Origin of the sequence: Cytobacillus sp. BC1816 (assembly GCF_051353635.1) — a bacterium.
GTDB classification, from domain to species: domain Bacteria; phylum Bacillota; class Bacilli; order Bacillales; family Cytobacillaceae; genus Cytobacillus; species Cytobacillus oceanisediminis_C.
Genome location: NZ_CP195611.1, coordinates 1,898,947 through 1,925,150 on the forward strand (window position 1 = coordinate 1,898,947; position 26,204 = coordinate 1,925,150).

Here is a 26,204-nt window from a genome sequence, read left to right on the forward strand (position 1 = left end):
TCTAAAACTTCTCCCAGAACGATAAAAATATAGAGAAAGAGAAAAGAGGAGGGCAGAGGATGAGATTAAGTGAGCTGAGCGGAAAGGAAATCGTAGATGTGAAGCGTGCGGAACGGCTGGGGGTGCTTGGGCAGACAGATCTTGAAATAAATGAAAAAAATGGACAGATCCAGGCATTGCTCATTCCGTCATTAAAGTGGTTCGGCTTCAAGCGCCAAGGAGACGAAATTCGAGTTTCATGGCAGCATATAAGAAAGATAGGCAATGACATGATCATTATTGATATTCCGGAAAATGATGATCAGCAGGAATAATCTTGAATGAAGGGCCTCTTAGGTCCTTTTTGTTTTATGAAAATCTCATCTCCTTAATGTCTAAAAATTTCTTTCCGCGCTGACCCATTTTCTTTTAAGTGGAAAACTCACCTATTGCCCCGTTCATACATAAGATGTTGAAGTAGTTCAATACAAGAATTCCCTTATGGTTATTAGATGAAATTGCCGGCCAAAAAAACGCCACATTTCGTTTAAGATAAATCTGCTTGTGCAATTGCTGTCTCGTGCCGCAGCTGTTGTATAGTGGCGTTGCCGGTGCGAGGATATTTTTTTACAGGAGTCATGCGGTCATTGGCTTCAAAAATAAATGCTTTCTTAAAAAGAAAGAAAAAAGAAGGTGAGTGTTGCATGCTGACAGGAACCCAAATTGCAGTCATCGGCGGTGATGCAAGGCAGCTCGAAATCATCCGGAAACTGACTGAGCTTGATGCAAAGCTCTCATTAATCGGATTTGAGCAGCTGGATCATGCGTTCTCTGGTGCGGTAAAAGAAAAAATAGATGAAGTGGATTTTTCCCATATAGACGCGATTATCCTGCCTGTTCCCGGCACGGGCCTGGAGGGGCAGATTGAGACAATTTTCTCCAATGAAAAGGTAACTCTTGAAGAGGAAATTCTCTCGCAGACTCCAGCACACTGTACAGTTTATTCCGGCATAACCAACTCGTATTTAACAGGAGTTACTAAGTCGGCAGACCGCCGTCTTGTTCAATTATTTGAACGGGATGATGTAGCCATTTATAATTCAATTCCAACAGTAGAAGGAACCATCATGATGGCGATCCAGCATACTGATTTCACCATTCATGGATCTAATATAGCCGTAATCGGCCTTGGCAGAGTCGGAATGAGTGTGGCAAGAACCTTTCATGCACTGGGTGCAAATGTAAAAGTGGGCGCGAGAAAAAGTGAACACATAGCCCGGATAACGGAAATGGGTCTTACCCCATTCAACCTGAAAGAGATTGAGGATGCTGTAAAAGATGTTGATATATGCATAAATACTGCTCCCCATTTAGTTGTAACAGCGTCCGTCATTTCGAAAATGCCTACACATACGCTTATCATTGACCTGGCTTCAAAGCCCGGAGGAACCGATTTCCGCTATGCGGAAAAACGGGGAGTGAAAGCGCTGCTCGCACCAGGTCTGCCTGGAATCGTTGCTCCGAAAACAGCCGGGCAGATACTGGCGAATGTTCTTTCTCAATTGATTATGGAAGATTTGCAAAAGAGAAAGGGGAATACAATATGAGTTTGAAAGGAAAAAGAATCGGCTTTGGTTTAACAGGATCACATTGCACCTACGATGCAGTGTTTCCGGAAATTGAAAGGCTCGTTCTTGCAGGGGCTGAAGTGCTTCCGGTCGTAACCTTTACGGTAAAGAGCACTGAGACTAGATTCGGGAAAGGGGAAGACTGGGTTCAAAGAATTGAAGATCTCACTGGCAATAAAGTGATCGATTCAATTGTGAAAGCGGAACCGCTGGGACCTAAGATACCTCTCGATTGTATGGTGATTGCCCCGTTAACTGGAAATACCATGAGCAAATTTGCCAATGCTATGACTGATTCGCCCGTCTTAATGGCAGCAAAGGCAACTTTAAGAAACGGCAAACCAGTTGTGCTCGGAATATCCACAAATGATGCATTGGGTTTAAATGGGATAAACTTAATGAGACTAATGGCTACGAAAAATATTTATTTTATTCCATATGGCCAGGATGATCCTGTGAAGAAGCCAAATTCAATGGTGGCAAGAATGACAGCATTATCTGACACAGTGATTCATGCCATGGAAGGCAAGCAGCTGCAGCCTGTTTTGGTGGAAAGATATAAAGACGAAAATTAACCCCCTTTTTTTTCTAGCAAAAATTTTAGTCCTTTAGTGAACGAATATGTTAGAATAAAGGTTATTAAGATAACCAACCTCCAAGCTATGTTTAAAATTATATTAACCTCTTGGAGTAATGATAATATGCTGATAATATAAATGGAAGCCTGCCATCTTCAAAATCAGGCAGGAAAACGGCTGCCAATTGAATTTGGCTGCCGTTCTATTGAATTTTGGGCATATTGTTTTTTCACTAAAAAACTAATTTTGCTAGAAAAATATAATGGTACTGGAAGGGGAAAAGAACTTTGGAACAGAAAAAAGGATTTCATGTCGCGGTAGTTGGAGCAACTGGTGCAGTTGGCCAGCAAATAATTCAAACACTTGAAAATAGAGATTTTCCAATCTCTGAATTAACACTTTTATCATCAGCCCGTTCTGCAGGCTCGAAGGTAACGTTCAATGGCCAGGAGTATACGGTTCAGGAAGCAAATCCAGAGAGCTTTAAAGATGTGGATATTGCATTATTCAGTGCCGGCGGAAGCGTATCTCAGGAACTTGCTCCTCATGCGGTTGAACATGGTGCCATTGTGGTAGACAACACAAGTGCATTCCGTATGGATCCAAATGTGCCTCTTGTCGTACCTGAAGTCAATGAAGACGACCTTCATTCACATAATGGCATTATCGCCAATCCAAACTGTTCTACGATTCAAATGGTTGTTGCACTAAAGCCGGTTAAAGAAAAATACGGTTTGAAAAAAGTGATTGTTTCTACTTACCAGGCTGTTTCAGGTTCAGGAGCAGCTGCAGTTCAAGAGCTGAATGAACAGACAAAAGCCATTATAAATAATGAAGAATATGAGCCTGCAATCCTTCCTGTTAAGAGCGATAAAAAACACTATCAGATTGCTTTCAATGCGATTCCGCAAATTGATAAGTTTCAGGATAATGGCTACACTTTTGAAGAAATGAAAATGATCAATGAGACAAAGAAAATCATGCACATGCCAGAGCTGCAAGTGGCTGCTACATGCGTGCGCCTCCCAGTGGCAACCGGGCACTCAGAGTCCCTTTATTTTGAAGTAGATACAGACAGCGTTAATGCAAATGAAATAAAGAGCCTTCTTGAAAATGCACCAGGTGTTGTCCTGCAGGATGATCCGGATAATCAGATTTACCCAATGCCTGCTGATTGTGTCGGTAAAAATGATGTGTTTGTCGGCCGTATCCGCAAAGATTTGGATGAGGATAAAGGCTTCCATATGTGGGTGGTTTCTGATAATCTTCTTAAAGGGGCTGCATGGAATTCTGTGCAGATCGCAGAAAGCTTAATTAAACTAGGCATAGTGAAATAGTTAACGTATTCTCTTCATGTTGAGAGGTTAGAGGTGTTTTAATGAATATCATCGTTCAAAAATATGGAGGCACATCAGTTCGCGATGAAAATAGCCGCGAACATGCGCTTAAACACATAAAAAAAGCGCTGGCTGACGGATATAAGGTTGTTGTCGTTGTTTCAGCGATGGGCCGAAAAGGCGATCCTTATGCAACAGATACACTGCTTTCGCTTGTAGAAGGCAATAACAGCAAGATCAGCAAACGCGAAACGGATCTGCTTTTATCCTGCGGTGAAGTCATTTCAAGTGTCGTTTTTTCAAACATGCTGAATGAACAGGGAATCACAGCAGCAGCTCTGACAGGAGCACAGGCAGGATTTAGAACAAATAATGATCATACAAATGCAAAAATTATCGATATGAAATGCGACAGACTATTGAAAGAGCTTGAGAATCAAGATGTCATCGTCGTCGCAGGTTTTCAGGGTTCTTCTAAAACCGGTGATGTCACTACGATCGGAAGGGGCGGCAGTGATACCTCCGCAGCAGCTCTTGGCGCAGCACTAAATGCCGAGTGGATTGATATCTTTACTGATGTGGAAGGCATCATGACTGCTGATCCGCGCATAGCTGAAAATGCACGCCCATTATCAGTTGTCACTTATACGGAAGTCTGTAATATGGCGTATCAGGGTGCTAAGGTGATTCACCCTCGTGCTGTCGAAATTGCCATGCAGGCTAAGATTCCGATCAGAATCCGTTCAACATACTCCGATAGTCTCGGAACACTTGTCACAACTTTGAATAAGAACAGACGCGGAACAGATATTAAAGAGCGCTCGGTAACAGGAATAGCCCACGTATCCAATGTGACTCAAATAAAGGTTCTTGCGAAGAAAGATCAATATGATCTTCAGTCTGAGGTCTTTAAAGCGATGGCAAACCAGGGGATCAGCGTTGACTTTATCAATATATATCCAAATGGCGTCAACTACACGGTTACGGAAGAAATGACTGATAAAGCGATTAGTATTCTAAAGGGCCTGGGTCACGATCCGCTGGTTGAAAGAGAGTGTGCAAAGGTTTCGGTTGTCGGTGCAGGAATGCAGGGTGTTCCTGGCGTGGCTTCACGAATCGTGACGGCATTGTCCGAGCAGGGAATTCGCATCTTGCAATCTGCAGACAGCCATACAACAATATGGGTTCTGGTGAAGCAGGCAGATTTGATAAAGTCTGTTAATGCATTGCACGATGCTTTTCGCCTGGAAGAAGATTTAGCGGAATATGAGAGAACAGACATTTAATCTTAGAAAAATATCATGTTTAAAAAGGGGAAGAAAACCCTTCAGCGGTTAACGACGGATTTGCATCCTATTCGGCAAATCCGCCCGTATCTTCCCGGTCTTTTAAACATCTGCAAGGAGTGTAAACATGATTCTATTTGGCCGAGTATCAACAGCTATGGTAACGCCATTCGATCATAAGGGACATATTGATTTCCCTAAAACAACACAGCTTATCAATCATCTTATTGAAAATGGTACAGATTCATTGGTTATTGCAGGGACTACCGGCGAGTCGCCAACATTGACAAAAGAGGAAAAGCTGGCATTATTTAAACACGCAGTGAAAGTGGCTGACAAACGTGTGCCTGTGATTGCCGGCACTGGAAGCAATAATACGTACGAATCAATTGAATTAACGAAAAAAGCAGAGCAAATTGGTGTAGATGCCATCATGATCGTTGCACCTTATTACAATAAGCCAAATCAGGAAGGGCTTTATCAGCATTTCAAGGCAATTGCAGAAAACACGAGCCTCCCAGTAATGGTTTATAATATTCCGGGACGCTCTTCAGTCAATATTCTCCCTGAAACAATTATCCGCCTTTCGGAAATTCCAAACATTGCGGCAGCTAAAGAAGCAAGCGGAGATCTGAATGCAATGGCAAAAATCATTGCCAATACGGATGATGACTTTATGCTTTATAGCGGTGATGACGGGCTTACTCTTCCATGCATGGCAATTGGGGGAACTGGAATCGTGTCTGTTGCTTCCCATGTAATTGGCAATGAAATGCAGGAAATGATCACAGCTTACCTGAATGGTGAAAATGAAAAGGCTGCAAAAATCCATCAAAAAATTCTTCCGGTCATGGAAGGCCTTTTTGCTGCTCCGAGCCCAGTGCCTGTAAAAACTGCACTGCAGCTTAGAGGGCTTGATGTCGGATCCGTCCGTCTTCCTATGGTTCCGTTAACAGAACAGGAACGCAGCGCAGTTGCTGCCCTATTTAAATAATTCGAGCTTGCCAACCAGTGTTTTCTGGTTGGTTTTTATTTTTGTTAATTCATCATGGAGCTTGCATGAAGCCCAAAATGAAAAGTCTTGAGTTTAAACGGTCACCATAGAGCTCGCATGGAGCCCAAAATCAAGAGCCTTGAGTGGAAATGGTCGGCATGGAGCTTCAAAGCAGCCTAAACCAGGGCTATCTTCTTCAATGAAACTCTGTAAGCTTATGAGAAGCCAAAAGTATCTTGCCCGCCCCATTAAGCCCTATGTATAAATTTGGTTGTCATGGTTTTATGACTTCAAGTATAATATGAATAACTGATCTTGATCGGCTGAACATGCATGGGAGGATACGTAAATTGAAAAAGAGACAGAATGAAAGCATCAAGCTAGCAGCACTCGGAGGAGTCGGAGAACTTGGGAAGAATATGTATTTGGCAGAAGTGGATGAGGACATATATGTACTCGATGCCGGATTAATGTTCCCTGAAAATGAAATGCTCGGAATTGACATCGTGATACCGGATATTACATATTTAGTTCAAAATAAGGAAAGAGTGAAAGGGATTTTTCTGACACACGGGCATGAGGATCACATTGGCGGTCTGTCTTATGTGCTGACAAAGGTCAATGTTCCAGTTTATGGAACAAAGCTGACTCTGGCGCTGGCCAAAGCCAAAATGAAGGAACAGGAATACAGAGGCAAAGCAAAGTTTATTGAAATTAATTCAGATGCCAAGGTTGAATTTGATTCGGCAGATGTTACTTTTTTCAGGACAGGCCATAGCATACCGGATAGTGTCGGTGTTGCTATCCATACTTCCGAAGGTGCGATTGTGTATACAGGAGATTTCAAATTCGATCAGGCAGCGACTGCCTTATACAAACCTGAAATCGGCAAAATGGCGCGCTTAGGGGAAGAGGGGGTTCTTTGCCTGCTTTCTGACAGTACAGAAGCAGAAAAGCCTGGATACACCAACTCAGAATCGAAAGTGGCCAGAGAGATGACAGCTGCATTCTATGCTGCTAAGGGGAGAGTCATAGCAGCTTCCTTTGCGTCTGACCTAATCCGTATACAGCATATTTTTGATGCGGCCATGGAAACGGGCAGGAAAGTGGCAGTGGTCGGGAAAAGTCTGCAAAAGGTCTTTGATATTGCCATGCAGCTTGGTTATTTGCAGGTAGGAGAAGATGTGATTATACCTGTCGCTGAAATCGGCAAATACAATGATGACCAAATCGTTGTTCTTACCACAGGTACTCAGGGGGAGCCGATTGAAGCGCTTCAAAAAATGGCGAAGCAGTCTCATAGACAGGTGAATATTAAGAAGGGTGATACCGTTTTACTGGCCGCCTCTCCATTAAGAGGAACAGAGGTATTAATTTTTAAAACAATTGATATGCTGTTTAGAGCGGGTGCTGAAGTCATCCCTGGGAAAGGAACTTTTAATACATCCAGCCATGGCAGCCAGGAAGAACTTAAATTTATGATTAATCTGATGAGCCCGAAATTCTTCATTCCGGTTCATGGGGAATACCGTATGCTGAAAGCGCATGCTAAAATTGCCAGGGACTGCGGATTATCAAGCGGACAAATTTTCATCCCTGATAAAGGCGATGTAGCAGAAATTAAGGATGGTGCAATCGTTCCCGGAGGAAAAATCCCTTCAGGAAATGTGCTGATTGATGGAATCGGTGTCGGCGACGTTGGAAATATCGTATTAAGGGACCGAAGACTGCTTTCGCAGGATGGAATCTTATTAGTGGTGGTCACTCTTAATAAAAAGGAAAAGAAAATATCCGCTGGCCCTGAAATCATTACAAGAGGTTTTGTATATGTCAGGGAATCAGAAAAGCTTCTTGAGGAAGCTGTAAAAATAGTAAGGGAAGCGGTAGAGCAAAACCTTGCCAGAGAAGCCTTTGACTGGTCCGGCATTAAGCAGGATATGCGTGACAGCCTGAATCAGTACCTGTATGAAAAAACAAAACGCAGACCAATGATCCTTCCTATTCTGATGGAGGGATAACAAATAAAACACAGCCCGGCATTTAATGCCTGGCTGTGTTTTTTGCCTTCTCTCTTCAGCAATAATGCGCATGAAATAGAATCCCGCGTTCATACTAACAATATATTGCTTGAAGGGAGAAATAAGGATGGAAAATGATATGAAAAATAACCGCAATGAGGGCGGGGAAGGCCAGGAACAGCCGAAAGAGGATAAACCATCTGCCCTTATGGAGAAGATTCAGCAGCTTGGACAGACGAATGTGCCGCAGCTGTCTCAGGATTCAAAAATTCATTGCCTGACCATTGTTGGGCAAGTAGAAGGACATCTTCAGCTTCCGCCACAAAATAAAACAACAAAATATGAACACTTAATTCCTCAAATTGTAGCGATTGAGCAAAACCCAAAAATAGAAGGTCTTTTGGTTATTTTGAATACAGTAGGCGGTGATGTGGAGGCTGGACTGGCAATATCAGAAATGCTGGCATCTTTATCAAAGCCGACCGTCTCCATTGTCCTTGGAGGAGGCCATTCCATTGGTGTGCCTATCGCTGTGTCATCCGATTATTCATTTATTGCAGAGACTGCTACGATGACAATCCACCCTATCAGACTGACTGGCCTGGTAATCGGTGTGCCGCAAACATTTGAGTATATGGATAAAATGCAGGATCGGGTTATTAATTTTGTAACAAAGCATTCAAATATTTCCGAACAGAAATTTAAAGATCTGATGTTTGATAAAGGCAACCTAACCAGGGATATTGGAACAAACGTGGTTGGCAGGGATGCTGTTGAATATGGCCTGATTGATGAAGTAGGAGGGGTAGGGCCTGCGCTGGCAAAGCTGAATGAACTGATTGGTATGAATAAACCTAAAGAAGAAGTGATTGTTCAATGATCCTTTATACAATGATGCCTCAAGAGCTTATTTACCAAAATGAGCAGGATGATTTTGGCAAACAGAAAATTGTGTCTCATGAAGGAATCCCCCTCTTAGTCGAAATGAGTGCAGGACAGGAATGCCGAATCTTAAGAATCATGAGCAGCGACCCCATCCATTATATGGATGAAAGATATACTCCCGGGTCTATGATCACTTTGACGCAGTTAAGCTGAGAAATACATTCAAAAAACAACTTAAATAAGAATCGATATGATATAATAAAATTAACTTTAGAAGCAGCCAAAAAATGGCTGCTTCTTCTTTCATAGCAGACATGGTGTATTACATAATGGATTTTTGATGATGCTGTTAATAAGAATAATGATAAGGTGATAAAATGGCCAAAAGAAAGAAAAGAAAATCTAAAAAGAACGAAACACTGAAACGGACAATGAAATTTGAACTTATTGCACTGATTATACTGGCACTTGCTGTAATATCAATTGCTAAGCTAGGAGCGGTCGGCAAAACAACAGTGCTTTTTTTCCGTTTCTTTATGGGCGAATGGTACATGCTCAGCCTGATAGGATTAGTCATATTTTCAGGTTACCTGATGTGGAAGAGATCTCTTCCCTATCTATTCCACACTAAATTAATAGGTATTTATCTCATTATCAGCTCCCTGCTGCTGTTAAGCCATGTCACATTATTTCAGCTTCTCTCAAATGGTGGGAAGTTTGATGATCCAAGTGTGATAGCCAATACGTGGGAACTATTCCGGATGGAAGTCCGGGGAGAAACAAGCACAACCGATTTAGGCGGAGGAATGCTAGGGGCTATTTTTTTCGCACTGTTTTATTATCTTTTTGATGAAGCTGGTTCAAAGATTGTGGCCTTTTTATTAATTATTATCGGTTTCGTTCTCATTACAGGAAAAACGTTTGGAGATGCAGCCGGAAAAATGATGGCCGCACTGCTGAATTTCTGTAAAAAACAATGGGTTGCTTTTATAGATGATATGAAAGAATGGAAACAAAAAAGCAGAGAAAGACGTGAAGAAAGGCAGTCAAGAAGAGAAGAAGAACAGCAGGCTATTCAGCACGAAGAAGAACCTGAGACTGTTATTACCATCAATAATACTGCTGAACCGGTATCTGAACCGTCACCAGAACCGATTATTTCAAGCTTTGCCGAAAGAGCTTATCAGGAAGATCCTCAGGAAGCGGCTTCTAATCAGGAAGCAGCTGAGAGTGAACCGGAGGATGAGAATGCACCGCCAATTACGTTTACTGAAGTGGAAAACAAAGACTATGAGCTGCCGCCAATCAGACTATTGAAATTGCCAAGGCAAACGGATCAAAGCGGTGAGTATGAGCTTATCCATGCGAATGCTGCTAAGCTCGAAAGAACATTTCAGAGCTTTGGGGTTAAAGCGAGAGTGACACAGGTTCATTTAGGACCCGCTGTTACAAAATATGAGGTGCATCCCGATGTTGGGGTGAAGGTAAGCAAAATCGTTAGTCTGAATGATGATTTGGCATTGGCACTGGCAGCCAAGGATATCAGGATAGAAGCACCAATTCCAGGTAAATCCGCCATTGGCATAGAAGTTCCGAACTCTGAAGTGGCCATGGTTTCTCTTAGGGAAGTTATTGAATCCAAGCAAAATGACAAACCGGACTCGAAGCTTCTAATCGGGCTTGGCCGTGATATTACTGGAGAGGCTGTCCTGGCAGAACTCAATAAAATGCCCCATCTTCTTGTTGCCGGTGCAACAGGGAGCGGAAAGAGTGTGTGTATCAACGGAATCATTACCAGCATTTTGATGAGGGCAAAGCCGCATGAAGTAAAATTAATGATGATCGACCCTAAAATGGTGGAATTGAATGTATATAACGGGGTGCCGCATTTGCTGGCGCCGGTTGTGACAAATCCGAAGAAAGCTGCTCAGGCGCTGCAAAAAGTCGTCAGTGAGATGGAAAGGCGCTATGAGCTTTTCTCCCATACTGGAACAAGAAATATCGAAGGCTACAATGAGTATGTAAAAAGGCATAATGCCGAAGAGGAAGCACAGCAGCCCCTTCTTCCGTACATTGTGGTCATAGTGGACGAGCTTGCAGATTTAATGATGGTAGCGTCCTCAGATGTCGAAGATGCCATCACGCGCCTTGCTCAAATGGCAAGGGCAGCAGGCATCCATTTAATTATCGCAACGCAGCGTCCGTCAGTTGACGTTATCACAGGTGTAATCAAAGCAAATATACCATCAAGGATTGCATTTGCGGTTTCATCCATGACGGATTCCAGAACCATTTTGGATATGGGCGGTGCGGAAAAACTTCTGGGAAGAGGAGATATGCTTTTCCTGCCTGTAGGTGCTTCCAAGCCAGTCCGTGTACAGGGTGCCTTCCTTTCTGATGAAGAAGTAGAAGAGATAGTGGATTTTGTCATCGGTCAGCAGAAGGCACAATATCAGGAAGAAATGATTCCGGAGGATATTCCTGAAGCAGCAGGAGAAGTGGATGATGATCTTTATGAAGAAGCTGTTGAATTGATTCTGGAAATGCAGACTGCTTCTGTTTCCATGCTTCAAAGGAGATTCAGGATCGGCTATACCAGGGCTGCAAGGCTGATTGATGAAATGGAAGCAAGGGGCATTGTCGGTCCATATGAAGGCAGCAAGCCAAGAGCTGTGCTGCAGGGCAAGCCTTCGGAAGAAGCCAGCTCCTAAATTTTATAAGAATGACACATTAAAAAATGGCCAGTCTTCGGACGGCCATTTTTTAATGTATTTGAAAGATATATGCCAAAAAAATGCCGGCAATAAAAAAAGGTATGGGAATATGCCATACTACTAAAAACGCTTACATAAAATAAAGAGGTATGGTACTTTCAACTCATCGCAAAATAGGATTTTTTGTCAGGTGCATTTTCAGCCGAAATCTCTAATGTAATCGTTTTCAAAGTAGTATTATACCAGAAAAAAGAAATTGGTACAGAAGGATTCACAAACATTTTGTTCTTTTCACCTTTTTTCGACAAATTAATAAATTTCTATTTCTTTATTGGGTAAAAAGTGTTATAGTATTTTCGATTAGTAGGAATGATTGAACATCAGAGGTCTGATGTCTTGAGAACTGAAGTTGGAGGAACCCTGCATGTCTATTAAGTCAGATAACCGGCATTTATATTTGCAAGTCATCGATCGATTAAAACAAGACATTGAAGATGGAGTTTATAAAGAAAAAGAAAAACTTCCGTCTGAATTTGATCTTGCCAAACAGCTTGGTGTTAGCAGAGCTACACTGAGGGAGGCATTGCGCATTCTTGAAGAAGAAAACGTAATTATCCGCCGTCATGGTGTAGGCACCTTTGTCAATGCAAAGCCGCTTTTCACATCAGGCATCGAACAGCTTAATAGTGTCACAAATATGATTTTGCAGGCAGGGATGAAGCCGGGAACCGTTTTCTTAAGTTCTGTAACTATGGGACCGACTGAAGATGATATCCGCAGATTCTCATGTTCGTTAGACCAGGAGATTGCCGTGATTGAGCGGGTGAGAACTGCAAATGGTGAACCGGTCGTGTATTGTGTGGATAAAGTTCCTGAGAATATTCTACCGGATACATTTTCCCACGAACAAGAGTCGATCCTCAACATGCTTGAAGAAGAGGCAAACCGGAAAATTACCTATGCTGTTGCCCAAATCGAGCCTATTGGCTATCACGAGAAAATTTCACCTATTCTGGAATGTGACCCGGAAACTGCATTGCTGGTATTGAAGCAGATGCATTTCGATGAAGCGGATACACCGATTCTCTATTCGGTCAATTATTTCAGAGCTGATAAGTTCAGTTTCCATGTCCTCAGAAAGAGAATCTAGCTTTTGGGGGATATACGAAAACACAATCATTCATTCCGCTAATGCAAAAACAATTTCTTAGGGGGTACCAACCTTGAAAAAGCGTAAATTCGGATTGGCGCTATCTTTAGTTCTTGCTGCTGGAACGATTCTGGGTGCTTGCGGCAAAAGTGAAGAAAAAGGCGGAGAAACAGCTGGCGGAGACGAAAAAGAAAAAGCATTCTCTGTAGCGATGGTAACAGATGTCGGTGGTGTAGATGATAAATCATTTAACCAATCTGCCTGGGAAGGTTTACAGGCATTTGGTGAAGAAAATGGACTTGAAAAAGGAAAAGGCGGATTTGACTATCTTCAGTCACAATCAGATGCTGACTATTCTACAAACCTTAATACATTAGCTCGTCAAGATTTTGATCTTGTTTTCGGTATCGGATTCCTAATGGAAGGTGCAATCAATGAGATTGCTCAGCAGCAAAAGGATGCTCATTTCGGAATCGTTGACGCGGTTGTTGATCAGCCAAACGTAGCAAGCATCATGTTCAAAGAGCAGGAAGCTGCATTCCTTGCAGGTGTTGCTGCAGCGAAAGCAACTAAAGAAAACAAAATTGGTTTCATCGGCGGAATGGAGATTCCGGTTATCGAGCGTTTCGAGTCTGGATTCCTTGCTGGTGTTCAAGCGGTAAACCCTGATATTAAAGTAGAAGTTCAATATGCTGGAGCATTTGATAAAGCTGAATTAGGTCAGACAATTGCTTCTAAAATGTACTCTTCTGGAGTCGACGTAATCTTCCACGCTGCTGGCGGAACAGGTAACGGTCTTTTCAAGGAAGCTCGTGACCTTAAAAAGAAAGACCCGGAAAGAGAACTTTGGGCAATTGGTGTTGACTCAGACCAGACAGCTGAAGGTGTAGTTGAAATCGATGGCAAAGAGCACAATGTAATCCTTACATCTGCACTTAAGCGTGTAGACAATGCTGTTAAGGACCTTTCTACAAAGGCAAAAGACGGCAGCTTCCCTGGCGGAGAAACGACTACTTACGGATTGGCTGAAGACGGTGTAGGCCTTGCTCCTATCAATCCGGAAGTATCTGCTAAAGCAGAAATCGAAGGTGCAGTTAAAGAATGGCAGGAAAAGATCAAGAATGGTGACGTGACTGTTCCATCTACAAAAGATGAACTGGCTTCTTTCTCAGCTGAATAATTAACTTACAAGGAATAAGCAGGTTGCACTGCGGCCTCTTATTCCTTTTTTAAAATTAAAAGTTTAATTGAAGGACAGAAAGAATTCTGTATTTCACTTAGATTTTTAATGCAATAATTAAATTTTTCTATTCATTAAGATGAGCTTGGCAATTTGGCCAGGTTTTTCTAAGAATTGCCAAGGTCTGACCTCTTACTACTAATTTTTTCCTTATATTTTGAGCAAGGAGTGAAACAAATGGATTATGTTATTGAAATGCTCAACATCCGCAAGGAGTTTCCTGGAATCGTAGCAAATGATAATATCACGCTTCAGCTGAAACCAGGTGAAATTCATGCGCTGCTTGGCGAAAACGGTGCGGGCAAATCAACATTAATGAACGTCCTTTTTGGCTTATATCAGCCTGAAAAGGGTGATATAAAAGTTAAAGGAAAACCGGTGCGCATCACCGATCCAAATATAGCAAATGACTTGGGCATCGGGATGGTTCACCAGCACTTCATGCTAGTAGACCGTTTCACCGTCACTGAAAATATTATTCTAGGAAAAGAAACGACTAAAGGCGGAAAAATAGATATTAAAAAGGCTGAGAAGGAAGTCAGAGAAATTTCCGAGCGATATGGACTTGCTGTAGACCCTCAGGCGAAAATTTCAGATATTTCTGTAGGAATGCAGCAGAGGGTAGAGATTTTAAAGACCCTGTATCGGGGAGCAGAAATCCTTATTTTTGATGAGCCTACAGCAGTTCTTACTCCACAGGAAATTAAAGAGCTCATTCAGATTATGAAAACCTTAATTCAGGAAGGCAAATCTATTATTTTAATCACCCACAAGCTGAAGGAAATAATGGAAGTTTGTGATCGAGTAACGGTAATCCGCAAAGGGGTCGGAATCGGTACGGTTAATGTCAGCGAGACGAATCCTAATGAACTTGCCAGTTTAATGGTGGGAAGGGAAGTTACTTTTAAAACGGATAAAACAGAATCGAAGCCGCAGGAACAAGTGCTTGAAATTCAGGATCTAAATGTAAAAGATTCCCGGGGGCTTGGTGTGGTTAATAACCTTAACCTTAATGTACGGGCCGGAGAAATTCTCGGTATTGCCGGTGTAGACGGAAATGGACAGTCTGAGTTAATAGAAGCTATCACAGGTTTGAGGAAGTCTGAAAGCGGTTCAATTAAATTGAATGGCAAAGAAATTATTAATATGCCACCGCGAAAAGTAACGGAGAAGGGCGTTGGGCATATCCCTCAGGACCGTCATAAGCATGGACTTGTACTCGATTTTCCGATTGGAGAGAATATGGTTCTGCAAACCTATTACAAAGCTCCATTCTCTAAAAAAGGTGTTCTGAACTTTAAAGAAATCTACAGCAAAGCAACAAAGCTGATTAAAGAATTCGACGTTAGAACCCCAAGTGAATATACACTTGCAAGGGCACTTTCTGGAGGTAACCAGCAGAAAGCCATTATCGGACGTGAAATTGACCGAAATCCAGATCTCCTGATCGCTGCTCAGCCGACACGCGGATTGGATGTTGGAGCGATTGAATACATTCACAAGCGTCTGATTGAACAGCGTGACCAGGGGAAAGCTGTGCTGCTTATTTCATTCGAATTGGATGAAATCATGAATGTCAGCGACCGTATTGCTGTTATTTATGAAGGTGAAATTGTAGCAGTAGTTGACCCGAAACAAACAACTGAACAAGAATTAGGTTTATTGATGGCCGGTTCTAAACGGAAGGAAGCGGGTGGCGAAAACCATGTCTAATCGCATGAAGAATATTGTCGTGCCTCTAGTTGCCGTTCTGCTTGGCGTATTAGTAGGTACAATCATAATGATAGCAACAGGGTATAATGCCGGATCTGCATTTATTGCCCTCTGGAACGGTGCTTTTGGAGAAATCTACTACACTGGTGAAGTTGTCAGGCAGGTCACTCCTTATATTCTTGCAGGTTTGGCAGTTGCATTTGCTTTCCGTACAGGCTTATTTAACATCGGTGTTGAAGGACAGCTGATCGTCGGATGGCTTGCTGCTGTTTGGGTAGGGGTTGCATTTGAACTTCCAAAGTTCATCCATCTGCCGCTGGCTGTTCTTGCAGCAGCAGCAGCGGGTGCACTATGGGCATTTATTCCAGGATTGCTGAAAGCCAAGTTTAAAGTCCATGAAGTAATTGTCACGATCATGATGAACTATGTGGCATTGCATGTAACGAACTATATAATCCGTACTGTCCTTTCAGAAAAAAGTGACCGTACTGAGATGATTGCAGACTCTGCATCACTGCGTTCCCCATTTCTTGAGGGATTAACTGACTATTCTCGTCTGCACTGGGGAATTTTAATTGCTTTAGCTTGTGTATTTTTAATGTGGTTCCTATTAGAAAAAACATCAAAGGGATACGAATTGCGCTCCGTAGGCTTTAACCAGCATGCATCTGAATATGCAGGCATGAGCGTCAGCAGAAACATTATTCTTTCAATGGTGATCTCAGGAGCATTTGCTGGTCTTGCGGGTGCGATGGAAGCTTTGGGTACATTCGGATACGCAGCCATCAAGGGCGGTTTTACCGGAGTAGGGTTTGATGGTATCGCAGTTGCACTTCTAGGCGGTAACGGTCCAATCGGGATTATCTTTGCAGCATTGCTATTCGGAAGCTTGAAGGTCGGCGCCTTAAATATGCCGCTTGAAGCTGGAGTTCCAAATGAACTGGTGGATATTATCATTGCTCTTATTGTGTTCTTTGTTGCAGCAAGCTATATGATTCGCATCTTTATTGACCGTATCAGCAAAAAGGGGGTGAAGTAAGTGGGCTTAATGGAGATCCTATTAATTATTATTCCATCAACTTTGCTTTGGGCAGCCCCGCTTATTTTCACTGGATTGGGCGGAAACTTTTCAGAAAGCTCCGGTGTTGTAAATATTGGTTTAGAAGGCTTGATGGTAATTGGAGCATTCACTGCCATTGTCTTTAACCTTACTTTCGTAGACGTATTTGGCAGCATGACGCCATGGGTAGCATTACTGGCAGCTATGGTTGTAGGAGCACTTTTATCCATCCTGCATGCTGTTGCTTCTATTACGTTTAGAGCAGACCAGGTAGTCTCAGGCGTCGCCATTAATCTTCTGGCAATTGGAGCTGCACTGTTCCTGGTTAAATTCATTTATGGAAAGGGCCAGACCGATATTATTCAAAAAGGGTTCAGCAAGGTGGATATACCATTTTTGAGCGATATACCTGTATTAGGAAAACTGTTTTTCTCAAACACATACTATACTTCATTTGTAGCGATTGCCGTTGCATTTCTTGCCTGGTTTGTGATGTTTAAAACTCCATTCGGGCTAAGGCTGAGGGCGGTTGGTGAACACCCAATGGCTGCAGATACAATGGGTATTAATGTTACCCGAATGAGATACATTGGGGTATTAATCTCCGGTGCCCTGGCAGGAATTGGCGGCGGTGTGTATGCACAATCTATTTCTTCAGATTTCGGCCATGCAACGATCAGCGGCCAGGGCTTTATGGCATTAGCAGCATTGATCTTTGGTAAATGGCATCCGCTTGGTGTTATGGGGGCGGCTTTATTCTTTGGATTTGCGCAAAGCTTGAGTATCATCGGCTCGAGCCTTCCATTCCTTGAGAATATTCCAAATGTATATCTTCTCATTGCACCATATGTTTTAACGATTCTGGCATTGACTGGTTTCATTGGACGCGCCGATGCTCCAAAAGCATCTGGTACTCCATATGTAAAAGGAAAGCGCTAATCAGCAAAGCCCCATTTCATATAGAAATGGGGCTTTTTATAGTTTTCAGCGCAAATCTTATCCTATTTAAGTTTGTTAATTAGAAAAAGAGCTTAGATCTTTGATTTTGCGTTTTTCCTTATATCTGGATGATTATGAAACAGAAAAGATTTTTTTCTGTTTAAACTGGATTTTACTGGAATCGGCAGCTTTATTGTTTTATTTGCCATCATTTTCCGACAATAGTGAATCCTTTCCGATTCTATTTTCATTCGGGGATCTATATATGACAGCCGCACCAATTGCCCTTCATAAGATGAATAGCAGCCCCAAAGGTTTTTCGATAATTACAAATGCAGGAATCGATTTTGATTACATTGCTTTTTTGGGCTCATCATTTCATCCGGCGGTATATTTAGCCCTTTGATGCCGATTGGCGATTAATGATGAATATGGACATTCGGCAGGAGACGATTTATTAAAAGAGCTAGGAGAAATTTTCAGTGAAGCGGTTAATATCTTCGGCGGTCAAGCATTCTGCTATGGAGGGGAAGAATTCGCCTTCTTGATGCTGGAATCGGAAGAAACGAGCCGGAGGCCTTCTTTCAGACCATTTTGTAAAGCTTAATGAAAATAAGCTTACATCTGAAAGTCTCCCCATCAGCATGAGTTTTGGCGTATTGCTGGCGACCTGCAAGGTGAATAAGAGTCTTGAAATTGCTGATCAGTATCTGTTTCAGGCGAAGAATACCGGAAAAAAGTAAATGCGGAATAGTGATGAAAAATCATGATGCTAAACTTAAGTCAGTTTCTGTTAGCTAACCCCTAAAAGGGGTTTTTGTTTTGTTCAATAACCTTCCAAGACAGCCAATAACTTGAATTAAAGAAATAGGGCAAGGTATAGTAAGAATATGATTTAATACAAAGGATATTATAGAAGATAGCAGCAAAGTGTTTACATATAGGTGATATTCCCTATTCTTAATACTGACCGTACTTTGGAATCATCAATCTACCGACAGGAGGAAAAGAAATGGCTGTAATCTCTGAATCCGTAAAAGCCATGAATGGCTATAAGCTTCACGTAGTTAAAACAGAGAAATATAAAACCAATACACTGGTCTGGAAAATGAAAGCCCCGCTTGAAAAGGATACTGTCACATTAAGATCTTTATTGCCGCATGTCCTGCAAAGCAGCAGTTCATCATACCCTGCAACGGGAAAGCTGCGCTCTTATCTTGATGAATTATATGGTGCAACTCTTTTTGTGGATTTGGCGAAAAAGGGAGAGTATCATATCATTACCATTTCTGTTGAAATTGCGAATGAGAAATTTCTTTCAGACCCAACTCCTCTTTTGAAAAAGGCGTTCCAATTTTTATCGGAGATCCTGACTAAGCCAAATGTGCAAGGCGGAGCTTTTGACCAGGATACGGTTGAAAAAGAAAAAAGGACGCTGAAACAGCGGATTCAATCCGTTTATGATGATAAAATGCGCTATTCCAACTTTCGGCTGGTACAGGAAATGTGCAAGGATGAGCCTTATGCGCTCCATGTGCATGGCGAGAAAGAAGATGTGGATAAAATTACGGCTGAAAGCCTTTATGAATATTATCAGCAGGCAATGGCGCAGGATGAGCTTGATTTATATGTAATAGGTGATGTGGATGAGGCAGATGCCGAATCCTATGCAGGGGAGCTTTTATCTTTAGAGGAAAGAAAACCGCAGACAGCCCCAGCATCTGGAGGAAGAACCGGGGAATCTGTTAACGAAGTCAAAGAAGAACAGGATGTAAAGCAGGGGAAACTAAATATCGGCTACCGGACAAATGTCGTTTACGGTGATCCTGAATATTATGCACTTCAGGTATTCAATGGAATTTTTGGAGGCTTTTCACACTCAAAATTGTTCTTGAATGTCCGCGAAAAAGCCAGTCTTGCATACTATGTAGCCAGCCGCCTTGAAAGCCATAAAGGCTTAATGATGGTTATGTCGGGGATCGATAATAGTAATTATGACCAGGCAGTGAATATTATTAAAGAACAGCTGGAAGCCATGAAAAACGGGGACTTTACGGAACAGGAAATGGAGCAGACCAAAGCAGTCATAAAAAATCAGCTTCTGGAGACTGTTGATACAGCCCGCGGGATCGTCGAGGTCCTCTACCATAATGTTGTGTCAGGCAAAGAAATTACGCTTCAAACCTGGATGGATGAAATGGATAGGGTAACTAAAGAGGAGATTGCCGAAACAGCTAAGAAGGTCAGCCTGGATACAGTGTATTTCCTGACAGGAAAGGAGGCGGGCAAGTAATGGAAAAAATCACTTTTGACCAGCTTCAGGAAGAGCTGTATTATGAAAACCTTGAAAATGGGCTGGATGTATATATTTTGCCGAAAAAGGGATTTAACAAGACCTATGCCACGTTTACAACGAAATATGGTTCGATTGACAATCATTTCCTGCCCCCCGGGAAAGATGAATTTGTAAATGTTCCTGATGGGATTGCCCATTTTTTGGAGCACAAGCTTTTTGAAAAAGAAGACGGCGATGTATTCCAGCAATTCAGCAAGCAGGGAGCATCAGCTAATGCATTTACTTCTTTTACCAGGACGGCTTATTTATTCTCCAGCACGTCGAATGTAGAGTTGAACCTTGAGACACTGATTGATTTTGTGCAGGACCCTTATTTTACAGAAAAGACTGTTGAAAAAGAGAAAGGCATCATCGGCCAGGAAATCACCATGTATGATGATAATCCTGACTGGCGATTATATTTTGGCCTGATCGAAAATATGTATAAAAACCATCCGGTTAAAATCGATATCGCGGGTACGATCGAGTCCATTTCCCATATTACGAAAGATATGCTGTATGAATGCTATGAAACCTTCTACCACCCAAGCAACATGCTGCTGTTCATTGTTGGACCCGTAGATCCGGATCAGATTATGTCTCAGGTTCGAACTAATCAAAGCAAGAAGGATTATAAAGAGATGCCGGAAATTAAACGCCAATTCGAAGAAGAGCCTGCTGAAGCGGCCGAAAAGAAAAAGGTTCTTGAGATGAATGTTCAGACCTCAAAGTGCCTTGTTGGGATAAAGAGCAGAAATGCAAATCAATCCGGTAAAGAAATGCTTAAAAATGAACTGAGTCTGAATGTGCTGCTGGATATCTTATTCGGTAAAAGCTCTGAGCACTACAGCTCATTGTATAATGAAGGGTTGATTGATGACACATTCTCCTTTGATTATACTCAGGAACAGGGCTTTGGATTTGCCATGGTAGGCGGGGACACAAATGATCCTGACCGTTTGGCTGATACATTGCAAAAGATGCTGCTGGATGCAAGGGAAAAGGGAGCTATTTCACAGGAAACACTTGATCGGACAAAAAAGAAGAAAATAGGTGCATTCCTGCGTGCTGTCAATTCACCTGAATATATAGCCAATCAATTTACCCGGTATGCTTTTAATGAGATGGATTTGTTTGATGTCGTGCCGACGCTTGAAAGCATCACACTTGAGGATGTAGAAAATGCGGCTGGTCATTTGATTAGCGAAGAACGATTTACGGTTTGTCAGGTTGTGCCTAAGAAATAAAAAGCTGTTTCAGCAGAGCGCCATATAAGGCGCTTTGCTTTTTTCGGGAGTGTATAAAAATGAGGAAATTCGCGTTAATAACTGGAGCGAGCGGAGGAATCGGCCAGGAAATCAGCATTAAACTGGCAGAGGAAGGCTATTCGCTTTATTTGCATTACAATCAAAATAAGCAGAGTATAAACAGTCTGCTGGAACGCCTGCAGGCTTTTGATGGAGAATATATTCCCATCCAGGCAGACCTGTCTGTACAAGGCGGCTATAAAAAAATTATACCAAATATTTTTTCGCTTGATGCCATTATCCATAATAGCGGGTCAGCACAATACGGACTTCTTACGGAATTGCCGGAAACGGAAACTGAGGCGCTGATGACCCTTCAGGTTACTTCACCGCTTCTGCTTACTAAAGAGCTTCTGCCAAAACTTATTTCAAAGGGCAGCGGGAATGTTGTAGTTATTTCCTCTATATGGGGCCAGACAGGTGCAGCTTGTGAAGTTGCATACTCTGCAGCGAAGGGTGCCCAAATTGCTTTTGCAAAAGCTTTAAGCAAGGAAGTTGCCCTGAGCGGGGTGAGGGTTAATGCGGTTGCCCCAGGTGCCGTCGAGACGTCTATGCTGAATGATTTTACTGAAGAGGAGCTGGATGCCGTAAAAAGCGATATTCCAATGGGCAGGCTTGCCTTGCCTGCTGATATTGCCAACTCCGTTTCCTTCCTTCTTTCAGAAAGGGCATCCTATATTACCGGACAGGTCTTGGCTGTAAATGGCGGCTGGTATACGTAACTGCCTATCGTTCAAAGAAGTTTTCATATTTTTTGGTCCATGTGTATTAGTGCATGCATATTTTATTCAGCCCCTAAGCACAATATAATTGTACAACATTTAAAGGAGGCAATAATTATGTCTGTACTAGATAACTGGCAGCAGTGGAAAGACTTCCTTGGAGATCGTCTTCATCAGGGACAGAACCAGGGGATGAATAAGGATACTGTAAATGACCTTGCTTACCAAATCGGCGATTATTTAGCCAAGCAAGTGGAGCCGAAGAATGACCAGGAAAAAATCCTGGCTGATCTTTGGTCTGTAGCAAGCCCGGATGAGCAGCATGCCATTGCAAATATGATGGTAAAGCTTGTTCAAAACGACGGCTCTCAATAAGAATTTAATGTAAATCAGCGAAAAGAGAGGAGATCCTCTCTTTTCGTTTTCCCCAAAAAGAATTTCCTCCCCAGCCAGACGGGTTTTTCCTTTCATATTGGTAAAAAATCATATATTATAGAATCTAGATGAAAATTTAGGGTAAGTTTAATAAAAATTTACATTAATAAAAGATATACATATACATATAAAATGCGCAAAGAGCCGCGCATCATGCAGGAGGAGGTTTTCCGGTGGAGAAAACAGAATGGTATTTGGAATATGAAATCCAAAAGAATCGTCCCGGTTTGCTTGGTGACATTTCTTCCTTGCTGGGGATGCTATCCATAAATATCGTTACCATCAATGGTGTGGATGAAGGCCGAAGGGGCTTGCTGATTCTGGCTAAAGACCACGAACAGATTGAACGCTTAAAATCGATTTTAAATACAATGGATACGATTAAAGTGATTAAGCTCCGGGAGCCTAAACTTAGAGACCGTCTTGCCGTGCGCCATGGAAGATACATTCAAAGGGATGCCGACGACAAGAAAACGTTCAGGTTCGTCAGGGACGAGCTTGGGTTATTAGTCGACTTCATGGCGGAATTATTTAAACAGGAAGGGCACAAGCTAATAGGGATCAGGGGAATGCCAAGGGTTGGAAAAACTGAATCCATTGTGGCCTCAAGTGTTTGTGCCAACAAGCGCTGGCTATTTGTTTCATCCACTCTGCTGAAGCAGACGATACGCAACCAGCTGATCGAGGATGAATATAATGAAAACAATTTATTCATAATAGACGGAATTGTCTCAACCAGACGTGCAAATGAACGCCACTGGCAGCTTGTGCGGGAAATTATGCGTCTTCCTGCAGTAAAGGTAGTAGAGCATCCGGATATTTTTGTGCAAAACACTGAATACTCCCTTAATGATTTCGATTATATTATTGAGCTTCGACACGATCCTGAAGAAGAGATTACTTATGATGTAGTAGAGAAAAACAGTATGTTCTCTGAATCTGATTTTGGAGGCTTTGATTTTTAGTAAGTTGGAAGGTGTTGTAAATTGACAGAACTAGGCAATCGTTTAAAAGAAGCGCGGCTGGCTAAAGATATGAGCCTTGACGATCTGCAAAAGGTCACAAAAATACAAAAGCGCTATTTGATGGGAATTGAAGAGGGCGATTATAGCATGATGCCCGGAAAGTTTTATGTCAGGGCATTTATAAAGCAATACGCTGAAGCGGTTGGAATTGAGCCGGAAGAAATTTTCGAGCAGTATAAAAATGACATTCCGGCACAGGTGAATGATGATATTCCGGAAAAGCTATCCCGTGTTCAATCCAGAAAAGATCTTTCTGGCAGGACTTCAAAGGTATTCGATATTCTTCCAAAGGTACTCATTGGTGTCTTTATAATTGGTCTCATCGCTGTCCTTTATAATTTCCTTGGGACCAAAGATCAGGCGGATAATGAAGAGAAGCCATCAGATCGGACAGATGGGCAGACGGTCATAGAAGAGTCTGAAAACCTTTCAGATAGTAAAAAAGATGAAAATGATAAAGATGAATCAGCAGGAGACAAAGAAGAATCTGCTGACAAAGACTCTGCTGAGGAAACTGCCGAGGATCAAGAAGCCGAGAAAGCACCAAAGCAGGAGGTTGCTGTAGTGCAATCCAGCGGAAATGGAACGGTTTATGAATTGAAAAATGCGGACAAGTTTGAACTGGAGGTTGTGTCTACAGGAGAAACTTGGGTGAATATCAAAAACGGCAAAGGGAATTCCTTATACCAGGGGATGCTGACAGCAGATGGCACAAAAAGCCATAAGGAAGATTTTTCAAAGGAATCGGAAGCTTCCATTGTAGTCGGTAATTCGACTCAAACTGAAATCTATGTAAACGGCGAGAAAATTGAGTATAAGGTGCCGCCTTCACAATCCGTCAAGCAGGATATAACCATTAAGTACGCACCGAAGACCGAATAGTCATCTTCTTTAGATGACTATTTTCGCTTTTTATGTAAAAATTATCATTAATAGGTTTGCAGCGAATGTCTGAGACCTTTTAATGAAAGAAGCTTCATTTACTATACTTGGAGGTAAAACATGAATCTGCCAAATAAAATTACAGTGTCACGTATATTGCTGATACCCGTATTTCTGCTCGTAATGCTTGTTCCTTTTTCGTGGGGAAATGTAGAATTCCTTGGAGCGGATATGCCGGTAACCCATCTGATTGGAGCTCTTATCTTTATCATTGCTTCAGTTACCGATTGGGTCGATGGCTACTTTGCCCGCAAATACAATCTGGTTACAAATCTGGGTAAGTTTCTTGATCCGCTCGCAGACAAGCTCCTCGTCTCTGCAGCATTGATTGTCCTGGTTGATCTTGAGCTGGCTCCATCCTGGATTGTGATTATTATCATCAGCCGTGAATTTGCCGTAACAGGTTTAAGGCTCGTTCTGGCGGGGGAAGGAGAAGTAGTCGCAGCGAATCAGCTGGGCAAAATCAAAACTTGGGCTCAAATTGTGGCCATTTCTGCACTGCTTTTACATAATGTTATTTTTGAAATGGTTTCAATTCCGTTTGATCTGATTGCCCTATGGGTTGCGATGTTCTTTACCATCTGGTCCGGCTGGGACTATTTTGCCAAAAACAAGCAGGCCTTCATTAACTCAAAGTAATTTTTTTAGCCAGAAAGGGGCTTTTGAATGAATGCAGAAATTATAGCTGTCGGGTCTGAGCTTTTACTTGGACAAATCGTTAATACAAATGCCCGCTTTCTTTCCCGGCAGCTTGCTGAACTGGGCATTAATGTTTTTTACCATACAGTGGTTGGTGATAACCCTGAGCGCCTGAAGTCTGTGATCAAAATTGCGGAAGATCGATCAGATCTGATCGTTTTCACTGGCGGGCTGGGACCGACGAAGGATGATTTGACAAAAGAAACGATTGCCCGCCATCTTGGCAAAGAGCTTGTCATGGATGAACAGGCGCTTGAATCCATAGAGCTGTATTTTAAACGGACCGACAGAGAGATGACTGAAAATAATAAAAAACAGGCTCTTGTACTTGAGGATGCACAAGTGCTTCCTAACGAGCATGGGATGGCTCCTGGAATGATTTCCGATAATGGCGGGCATGTTTTTATACTCCTTCCGGGACCTCCAAATGAAATGGAGCCTATGTTCCTGAAACATGCTTTTCCGGCCCTGCAATCCAAGCTGGGCACAGAAGATGTGATTGTTTCCCGGGTATTGCACTTTTTCGGGATTGGAGAAGCCATGCTTGAAACTGAGATTGTAGATATTATCGATGCGCAGAGCAATCCAACGATTGCCCCGCTCGCCTCTGATGGAGAAGTCACGTTAAGGCTTACGGCAAAGCATAGCCAGCCTAACACGGCAATGATGCTGATGGATGAAACTGAAGCCAAGATCCTCAGCCGTGTCGGAGAATTCTTCTATGGCTACGATGACACTTCCTTGATGCATGAGCTTACCAAGCTGATCAAGGAAAACAATATGACTATTTCCGCTGCTGAGAGTCTAACAGGCGGCATGTTTCAGCAGGAGTTTACATCCATTCCGGGAGCAGGCGGCCTTCTAAAAGGCGGAGTGGTTTGTTATACAAACGAAGTTAAGGCTGAAGTTTTAAAAGTCCGCAAAGAAACGATTGATAACGACGGGGTCGTCAGTGCTCAGTGTGCAGCAGAGCTTGCTGAGAATGTTGCCAGTCTGACTAATTCAGATATCGGGATCAGCTTCACAGGTGTTGCAGGTCCTGACGAACTGGAAGGAAACCCTGTGGGAACCGTATATATAGGCATCTGGATAAAAGGGAACCCTGTCCAGACTGAAAAGCTGAACCTTGGGGGAACCAGGGCAGCAAACCGGGTCCGTACGGTAAAATACGGCTGCCATTTTCTTATAAAAGCATTAAAAGAAAGTCAGAGCGCCTGA

General features: G+C 42.4%; 25 protein-coding genes. All 25 read left to right on the forward strand.

The features are described 5' to 3' along the window. Positions 1 to 59 precede the first annotated feature (59 nt). The 25 genes from ACR42H_RS09945 (at position 60) to ACR42H_RS10065 (ending at position 26,204) form a co-directional block, all read left to right on the forward strand. Positions 60 to 314: a YlmC/YmxH family sporulation protein gene (locus ACR42H_RS09945; RefSeq protein ID WP_113881986.1), complete on the forward strand. Its 255-nt coding sequence runs from the start codon at positions 60 to 62 to the stop codon at positions 312 to 314. Positions 315 to 683: 369 nt separating this feature from the next. Beyond that, the gene (dpaA, locus tag ACR42H_RS09950; protein WP_113882150.1) at positions 684 to 1,586 is read left to right on the forward strand and encodes a dipicolinic acid synthetase subunit A; all 903 of its coding nucleotides are present in this window, start codon (positions 684 to 686) and stop codon (positions 1,584 to 1,586) included. Then, complete coding sequence (gene dpaB, locus ACR42H_RS09955; RefSeq protein ID WP_113881987.1) at positions 1,583 to 2,182, forward strand: dipicolinate synthase subunit B; 600 nt, start codon at positions 1,583 to 1,585, stop codon at positions 2,180 to 2,182. Before dpaA ends, dpaB begins: the two co-directional genes overlap by 4 nt. 290 nt (positions 2,183 to 2,472) lie before the next feature. Beyond that, positions 2,473 to 3,522 carry an aspartate-semialdehyde dehydrogenase gene (gene asd / locus ACR42H_RS09960; protein WP_436375828.1) on the forward strand — a complete coding sequence of 350 codons (1,050 nt, stop codon included), beginning with the start codon at positions 2,473 to 2,475 and terminating at the stop codon, positions 3,520 to 3,522. 41 nt (positions 3,523 to 3,563) lie between these two features. Beyond that, complete coding sequence (dapG, locus tag ACR42H_RS09965; protein WP_113881990.1) at positions 3,564 to 4,808, forward strand: aspartate kinase; 1,245 nt, start codon at positions 3,564 to 3,566, stop codon at positions 4,806 to 4,808. Positions 4,809 to 4,935: 127 nt separating this feature from the next. Then, entirely contained in the window at positions 4,936 to 5,802 is an 867-nt protein-coding gene (gene dapA, locus ACR42H_RS09970; protein WP_113881991.1) for a 4-hydroxy-tetrahydrodipicolinate synthase, read from the forward strand. 350 nt (positions 5,803 to 6,152) lie between these two features. After that, complete coding sequence (locus tag ACR42H_RS09975) at positions 6,153 to 7,820, forward strand: ribonuclease J (protein ID WP_113881992.1); 1,668 nt, start codon at positions 6,153 to 6,155, stop codon at positions 7,818 to 7,820. Between the two features lie 127 nt (positions 7,821 to 7,947). After that, positions 7,948 to 8,700 (forward strand): ClpP family protease, encoded by a 753-nt coding sequence (locus tag ACR42H_RS09980; protein ID WP_395858164.1) that lies wholly within the window; start codon positions 7,948 to 7,950, stop codon positions 8,698 to 8,700. After that, positions 8,697 to 8,918, forward strand: coding sequence for a YlzJ-like family protein (locus ACR42H_RS09985; protein ID WP_113881993.1), 222 nt, complete (start codon positions 8,697 to 8,699; stop codon positions 8,916 to 8,918). Before ACR42H_RS09980 ends, ACR42H_RS09985 begins: the two co-directional genes overlap by 4 nt. Before the next feature lie 164 nt (positions 8,919 to 9,082). Next, positions 9,083 to 11,416, forward strand: coding sequence for a DNA translocase FtsK (locus tag ACR42H_RS09990; protein WP_436375831.1), 2,334 nt, complete (start codon positions 9,083 to 9,085; stop codon positions 11,414 to 11,416). Between the two features lie 427 nt (positions 11,417 to 11,843). Further along, a complete protein-coding gene (locus ACR42H_RS09995) occupies positions 11,844 to 12,569 on the forward strand; it encodes a GntR family transcriptional regulator (RefSeq protein WP_113881995.1) in 726 nt (241 codons plus the stop codon). Positions 12,570 to 12,642: 73 nt separating this feature from the next. Next, entirely contained in the window at positions 12,643 to 13,749 is a 1,107-nt protein-coding gene (locus ACR42H_RS10000) for a BMP family lipoprotein (RefSeq protein ID WP_113881996.1), read from the forward strand. A gap of 237 nt (positions 13,750 to 13,986) precedes the next feature. Then, on the forward strand, positions 13,987 to 15,522 hold the full coding sequence (locus ACR42H_RS10005; RefSeq protein WP_113881997.1) for an ABC transporter ATP-binding protein: 1,536 nt from the start codon (positions 13,987 to 13,989) through the stop codon (positions 15,520 to 15,522). Further along, the gene (locus ACR42H_RS10010; RefSeq protein WP_113881998.1) at positions 15,515 to 16,561 is read left to right on the forward strand and encodes an ABC transporter permease; all 1,047 of its coding nucleotides are present in this window, start codon (positions 15,515 to 15,517) and stop codon (positions 16,559 to 16,561) included. The genes ACR42H_RS10005 and ACR42H_RS10010 overlap by 8 nt, the downstream gene beginning before the upstream one ends. After that, a complete protein-coding gene (locus ACR42H_RS10015; protein ID WP_113881999.1) occupies positions 16,562 to 17,521 on the forward strand; it encodes an ABC transporter permease in 960 nt (319 codons plus the stop codon). Positions 17,522 to 17,621: 100 nt separating this feature from the next. Next, positions 17,622 to 17,927, forward strand: coding sequence for a hypothetical protein (locus ACR42H_RS10020; protein ID WP_436375836.1), 306 nt, complete (start codon positions 17,622 to 17,624; stop codon positions 17,925 to 17,927). Between the two features lie 6 nt (positions 17,928 to 17,933). Continuing rightward, positions 17,934 to 18,128: a diguanylate cyclase domain-containing protein gene (locus ACR42H_RS10025; RefSeq protein WP_436375839.1), complete on the forward strand. Its 195-nt coding sequence runs from the start codon at positions 17,934 to 17,936 to the stop codon at positions 18,126 to 18,128. A gap of 405 nt (positions 18,129 to 18,533) precedes the next feature. Further along, the gene (gene yfmF / locus ACR42H_RS10030; RefSeq protein WP_436375840.1) at positions 18,534 to 19,814 is read left to right on the forward strand and encodes an EF-P 5-aminopentanol modification-associated protein YfmF; all 1,281 of its coding nucleotides are present in this window, start codon (positions 18,534 to 18,536) and stop codon (positions 19,812 to 19,814) included. Continuing rightward, positions 19,814 to 21,103: an EF-P 5-aminopentanol modification-associated protein YfmH gene (gene yfmH, locus ACR42H_RS10035; RefSeq protein WP_436375842.1), complete on the forward strand. Its 1,290-nt coding sequence runs from the start codon at positions 19,814 to 19,816 to the stop codon at positions 21,101 to 21,103. The genes yfmF and yfmH overlap by 1 nt, the downstream gene beginning before the upstream one ends. A gap of 59 nt (positions 21,104 to 21,162) precedes the next feature. Beyond that, a complete protein-coding gene (gene ymfI / locus ACR42H_RS10040) occupies positions 21,163 to 21,885 on the forward strand; it encodes an elongation factor P 5-aminopentanone reductase (protein ID WP_436375844.1) in 723 nt (240 codons plus the stop codon). 117 nt (positions 21,886 to 22,002) lie between these two features. After that, positions 22,003 to 22,260 (forward strand): DUF3243 domain-containing protein, encoded by a 258-nt coding sequence (locus tag ACR42H_RS10045; RefSeq protein ID WP_113882005.1) that lies wholly within the window; start codon positions 22,003 to 22,005, stop codon positions 22,258 to 22,260. A 233-nt stretch (positions 22,261 to 22,493) separates the two neighbouring features. Continuing rightward, positions 22,494 to 23,285, forward strand: coding sequence for a YmfK family protein (locus ACR42H_RS10050; RefSeq protein ID WP_009330674.1), 792 nt, complete (start codon positions 22,494 to 22,496; stop codon positions 23,283 to 23,285). Positions 23,286 to 23,306: 21 nt separating this feature from the next. After that, positions 23,307 to 24,227 (forward strand): helix-turn-helix domain-containing protein, encoded by a 921-nt coding sequence (locus ACR42H_RS10055; RefSeq protein ID WP_113882006.1) that lies wholly within the window; start codon positions 23,307 to 23,309, stop codon positions 24,225 to 24,227. A gap of 120 nt (positions 24,228 to 24,347) precedes the next feature. Next, positions 24,348 to 24,926 (forward strand): CDP-diacylglycerol--glycerol-3-phosphate 3-phosphatidyltransferase, encoded by a 579-nt coding sequence (gene pgsA / locus ACR42H_RS10060; RefSeq protein WP_113882007.1) that lies wholly within the window; start codon positions 24,348 to 24,350, stop codon positions 24,924 to 24,926. A gap of 27 nt (positions 24,927 to 24,953) precedes the next feature. After that, positions 24,954 to 26,204 carry a competence/damage-inducible protein A gene (locus ACR42H_RS10065; protein ID WP_436375847.1) on the forward strand — a complete coding sequence of 417 codons (1,251 nt, stop codon included), beginning with the start codon at positions 24,954 to 24,956 and terminating at the stop codon, positions 26,202 to 26,204.

Coding starts and splice junctions, on each gene's coding strand:
- yfmF (WP_436375840.1), top strand. CDS start 18,534: ATGGCTGTAATCTCTGAATCCGTAAAAGCCATGAATGGCTATAAGCTT.
- pgsA (WP_113882007.1), top strand. CDS start 24,348: ATGAATCTGCCAAATAAAATTACAGTGTCACGTATATTGCTGATACCC.
- ACR42H_RS10045 (WP_113882005.1), top strand. CDS start 22,003: ATGTCTGTACTAGATAACTGGCAGCAGTGGAAAGACTTCCTTGGAGAT.
- ACR42H_RS09945 (WP_113881986.1), top strand. CDS start 60: ATGAGATTAAGTGAGCTGAGCGGAAAGGAAATCGTAGATGTGAAGCGT.
- dapA (WP_113881991.1), top strand. CDS start 4,936: ATGATTCTATTTGGCCGAGTATCAACAGCTATGGTAACGCCATTCGAT.
- dapG (WP_113881990.1), top strand. CDS start 3,564: ATGAATATCATCGTTCAAAAATATGGAGGCACATCAGTTCGCGATGAA.
- ACR42H_RS09995 (WP_113881995.1), top strand. CDS start 11,844: ATGTCTATTAAGTCAGATAACCGGCATTTATATTTGCAAGTCATCGAT.
- ACR42H_RS09980 (WP_395858164.1), top strand. CDS start 7,948: ATGGAAAATGATATGAAAAATAACCGCAATGAGGGCGGGGAAGGCCAG.
- yfmH (WP_436375842.1), top strand. CDS start 19,814: ATGGAAAAAATCACTTTTGACCAGCTTCAGGAAGAGCTGTATTATGAA.
- ACR42H_RS09990 (WP_436375831.1), top strand. CDS start 9,083: ATGGCCAAAAGAAAGAAAAGAAAATCTAAAAAGAACGAAACACTGAAA.
- dpaA (WP_113882150.1), top strand. CDS start 684: ATGCTGACAGGAACCCAAATTGCAGTCATCGGCGGTGATGCAAGGCAG.
- ACR42H_RS10010 (WP_113881998.1), top strand. CDS start 15,515: ATGTCTAATCGCATGAAGAATATTGTCGTGCCTCTAGTTGCCGTTCTG.
- ACR42H_RS10065 (WP_436375847.1), top strand. CDS start 24,954: ATGAATGCAGAAATTATAGCTGTCGGGTCTGAGCTTTTACTTGGACAA.
- ACR42H_RS10005 (WP_113881997.1), top strand. CDS start 13,987: ATGGATTATGTTATTGAAATGCTCAACATCCGCAAGGAGTTTCCTGGA.
- dpaB (WP_113881987.1), top strand. CDS start 1,583: ATGAGTTTGAAAGGAAAAAGAATCGGCTTTGGTTTAACAGGATCACAT.
- ymfI (WP_436375844.1), top strand. CDS start 21,163: ATGAGGAAATTCGCGTTAATAACTGGAGCGAGCGGAGGAATCGGCCAG.
- ACR42H_RS09985 (WP_113881993.1), top strand. CDS start 8,697: ATGATCCTTTATACAATGATGCCTCAAGAGCTTATTTACCAAAATGAG.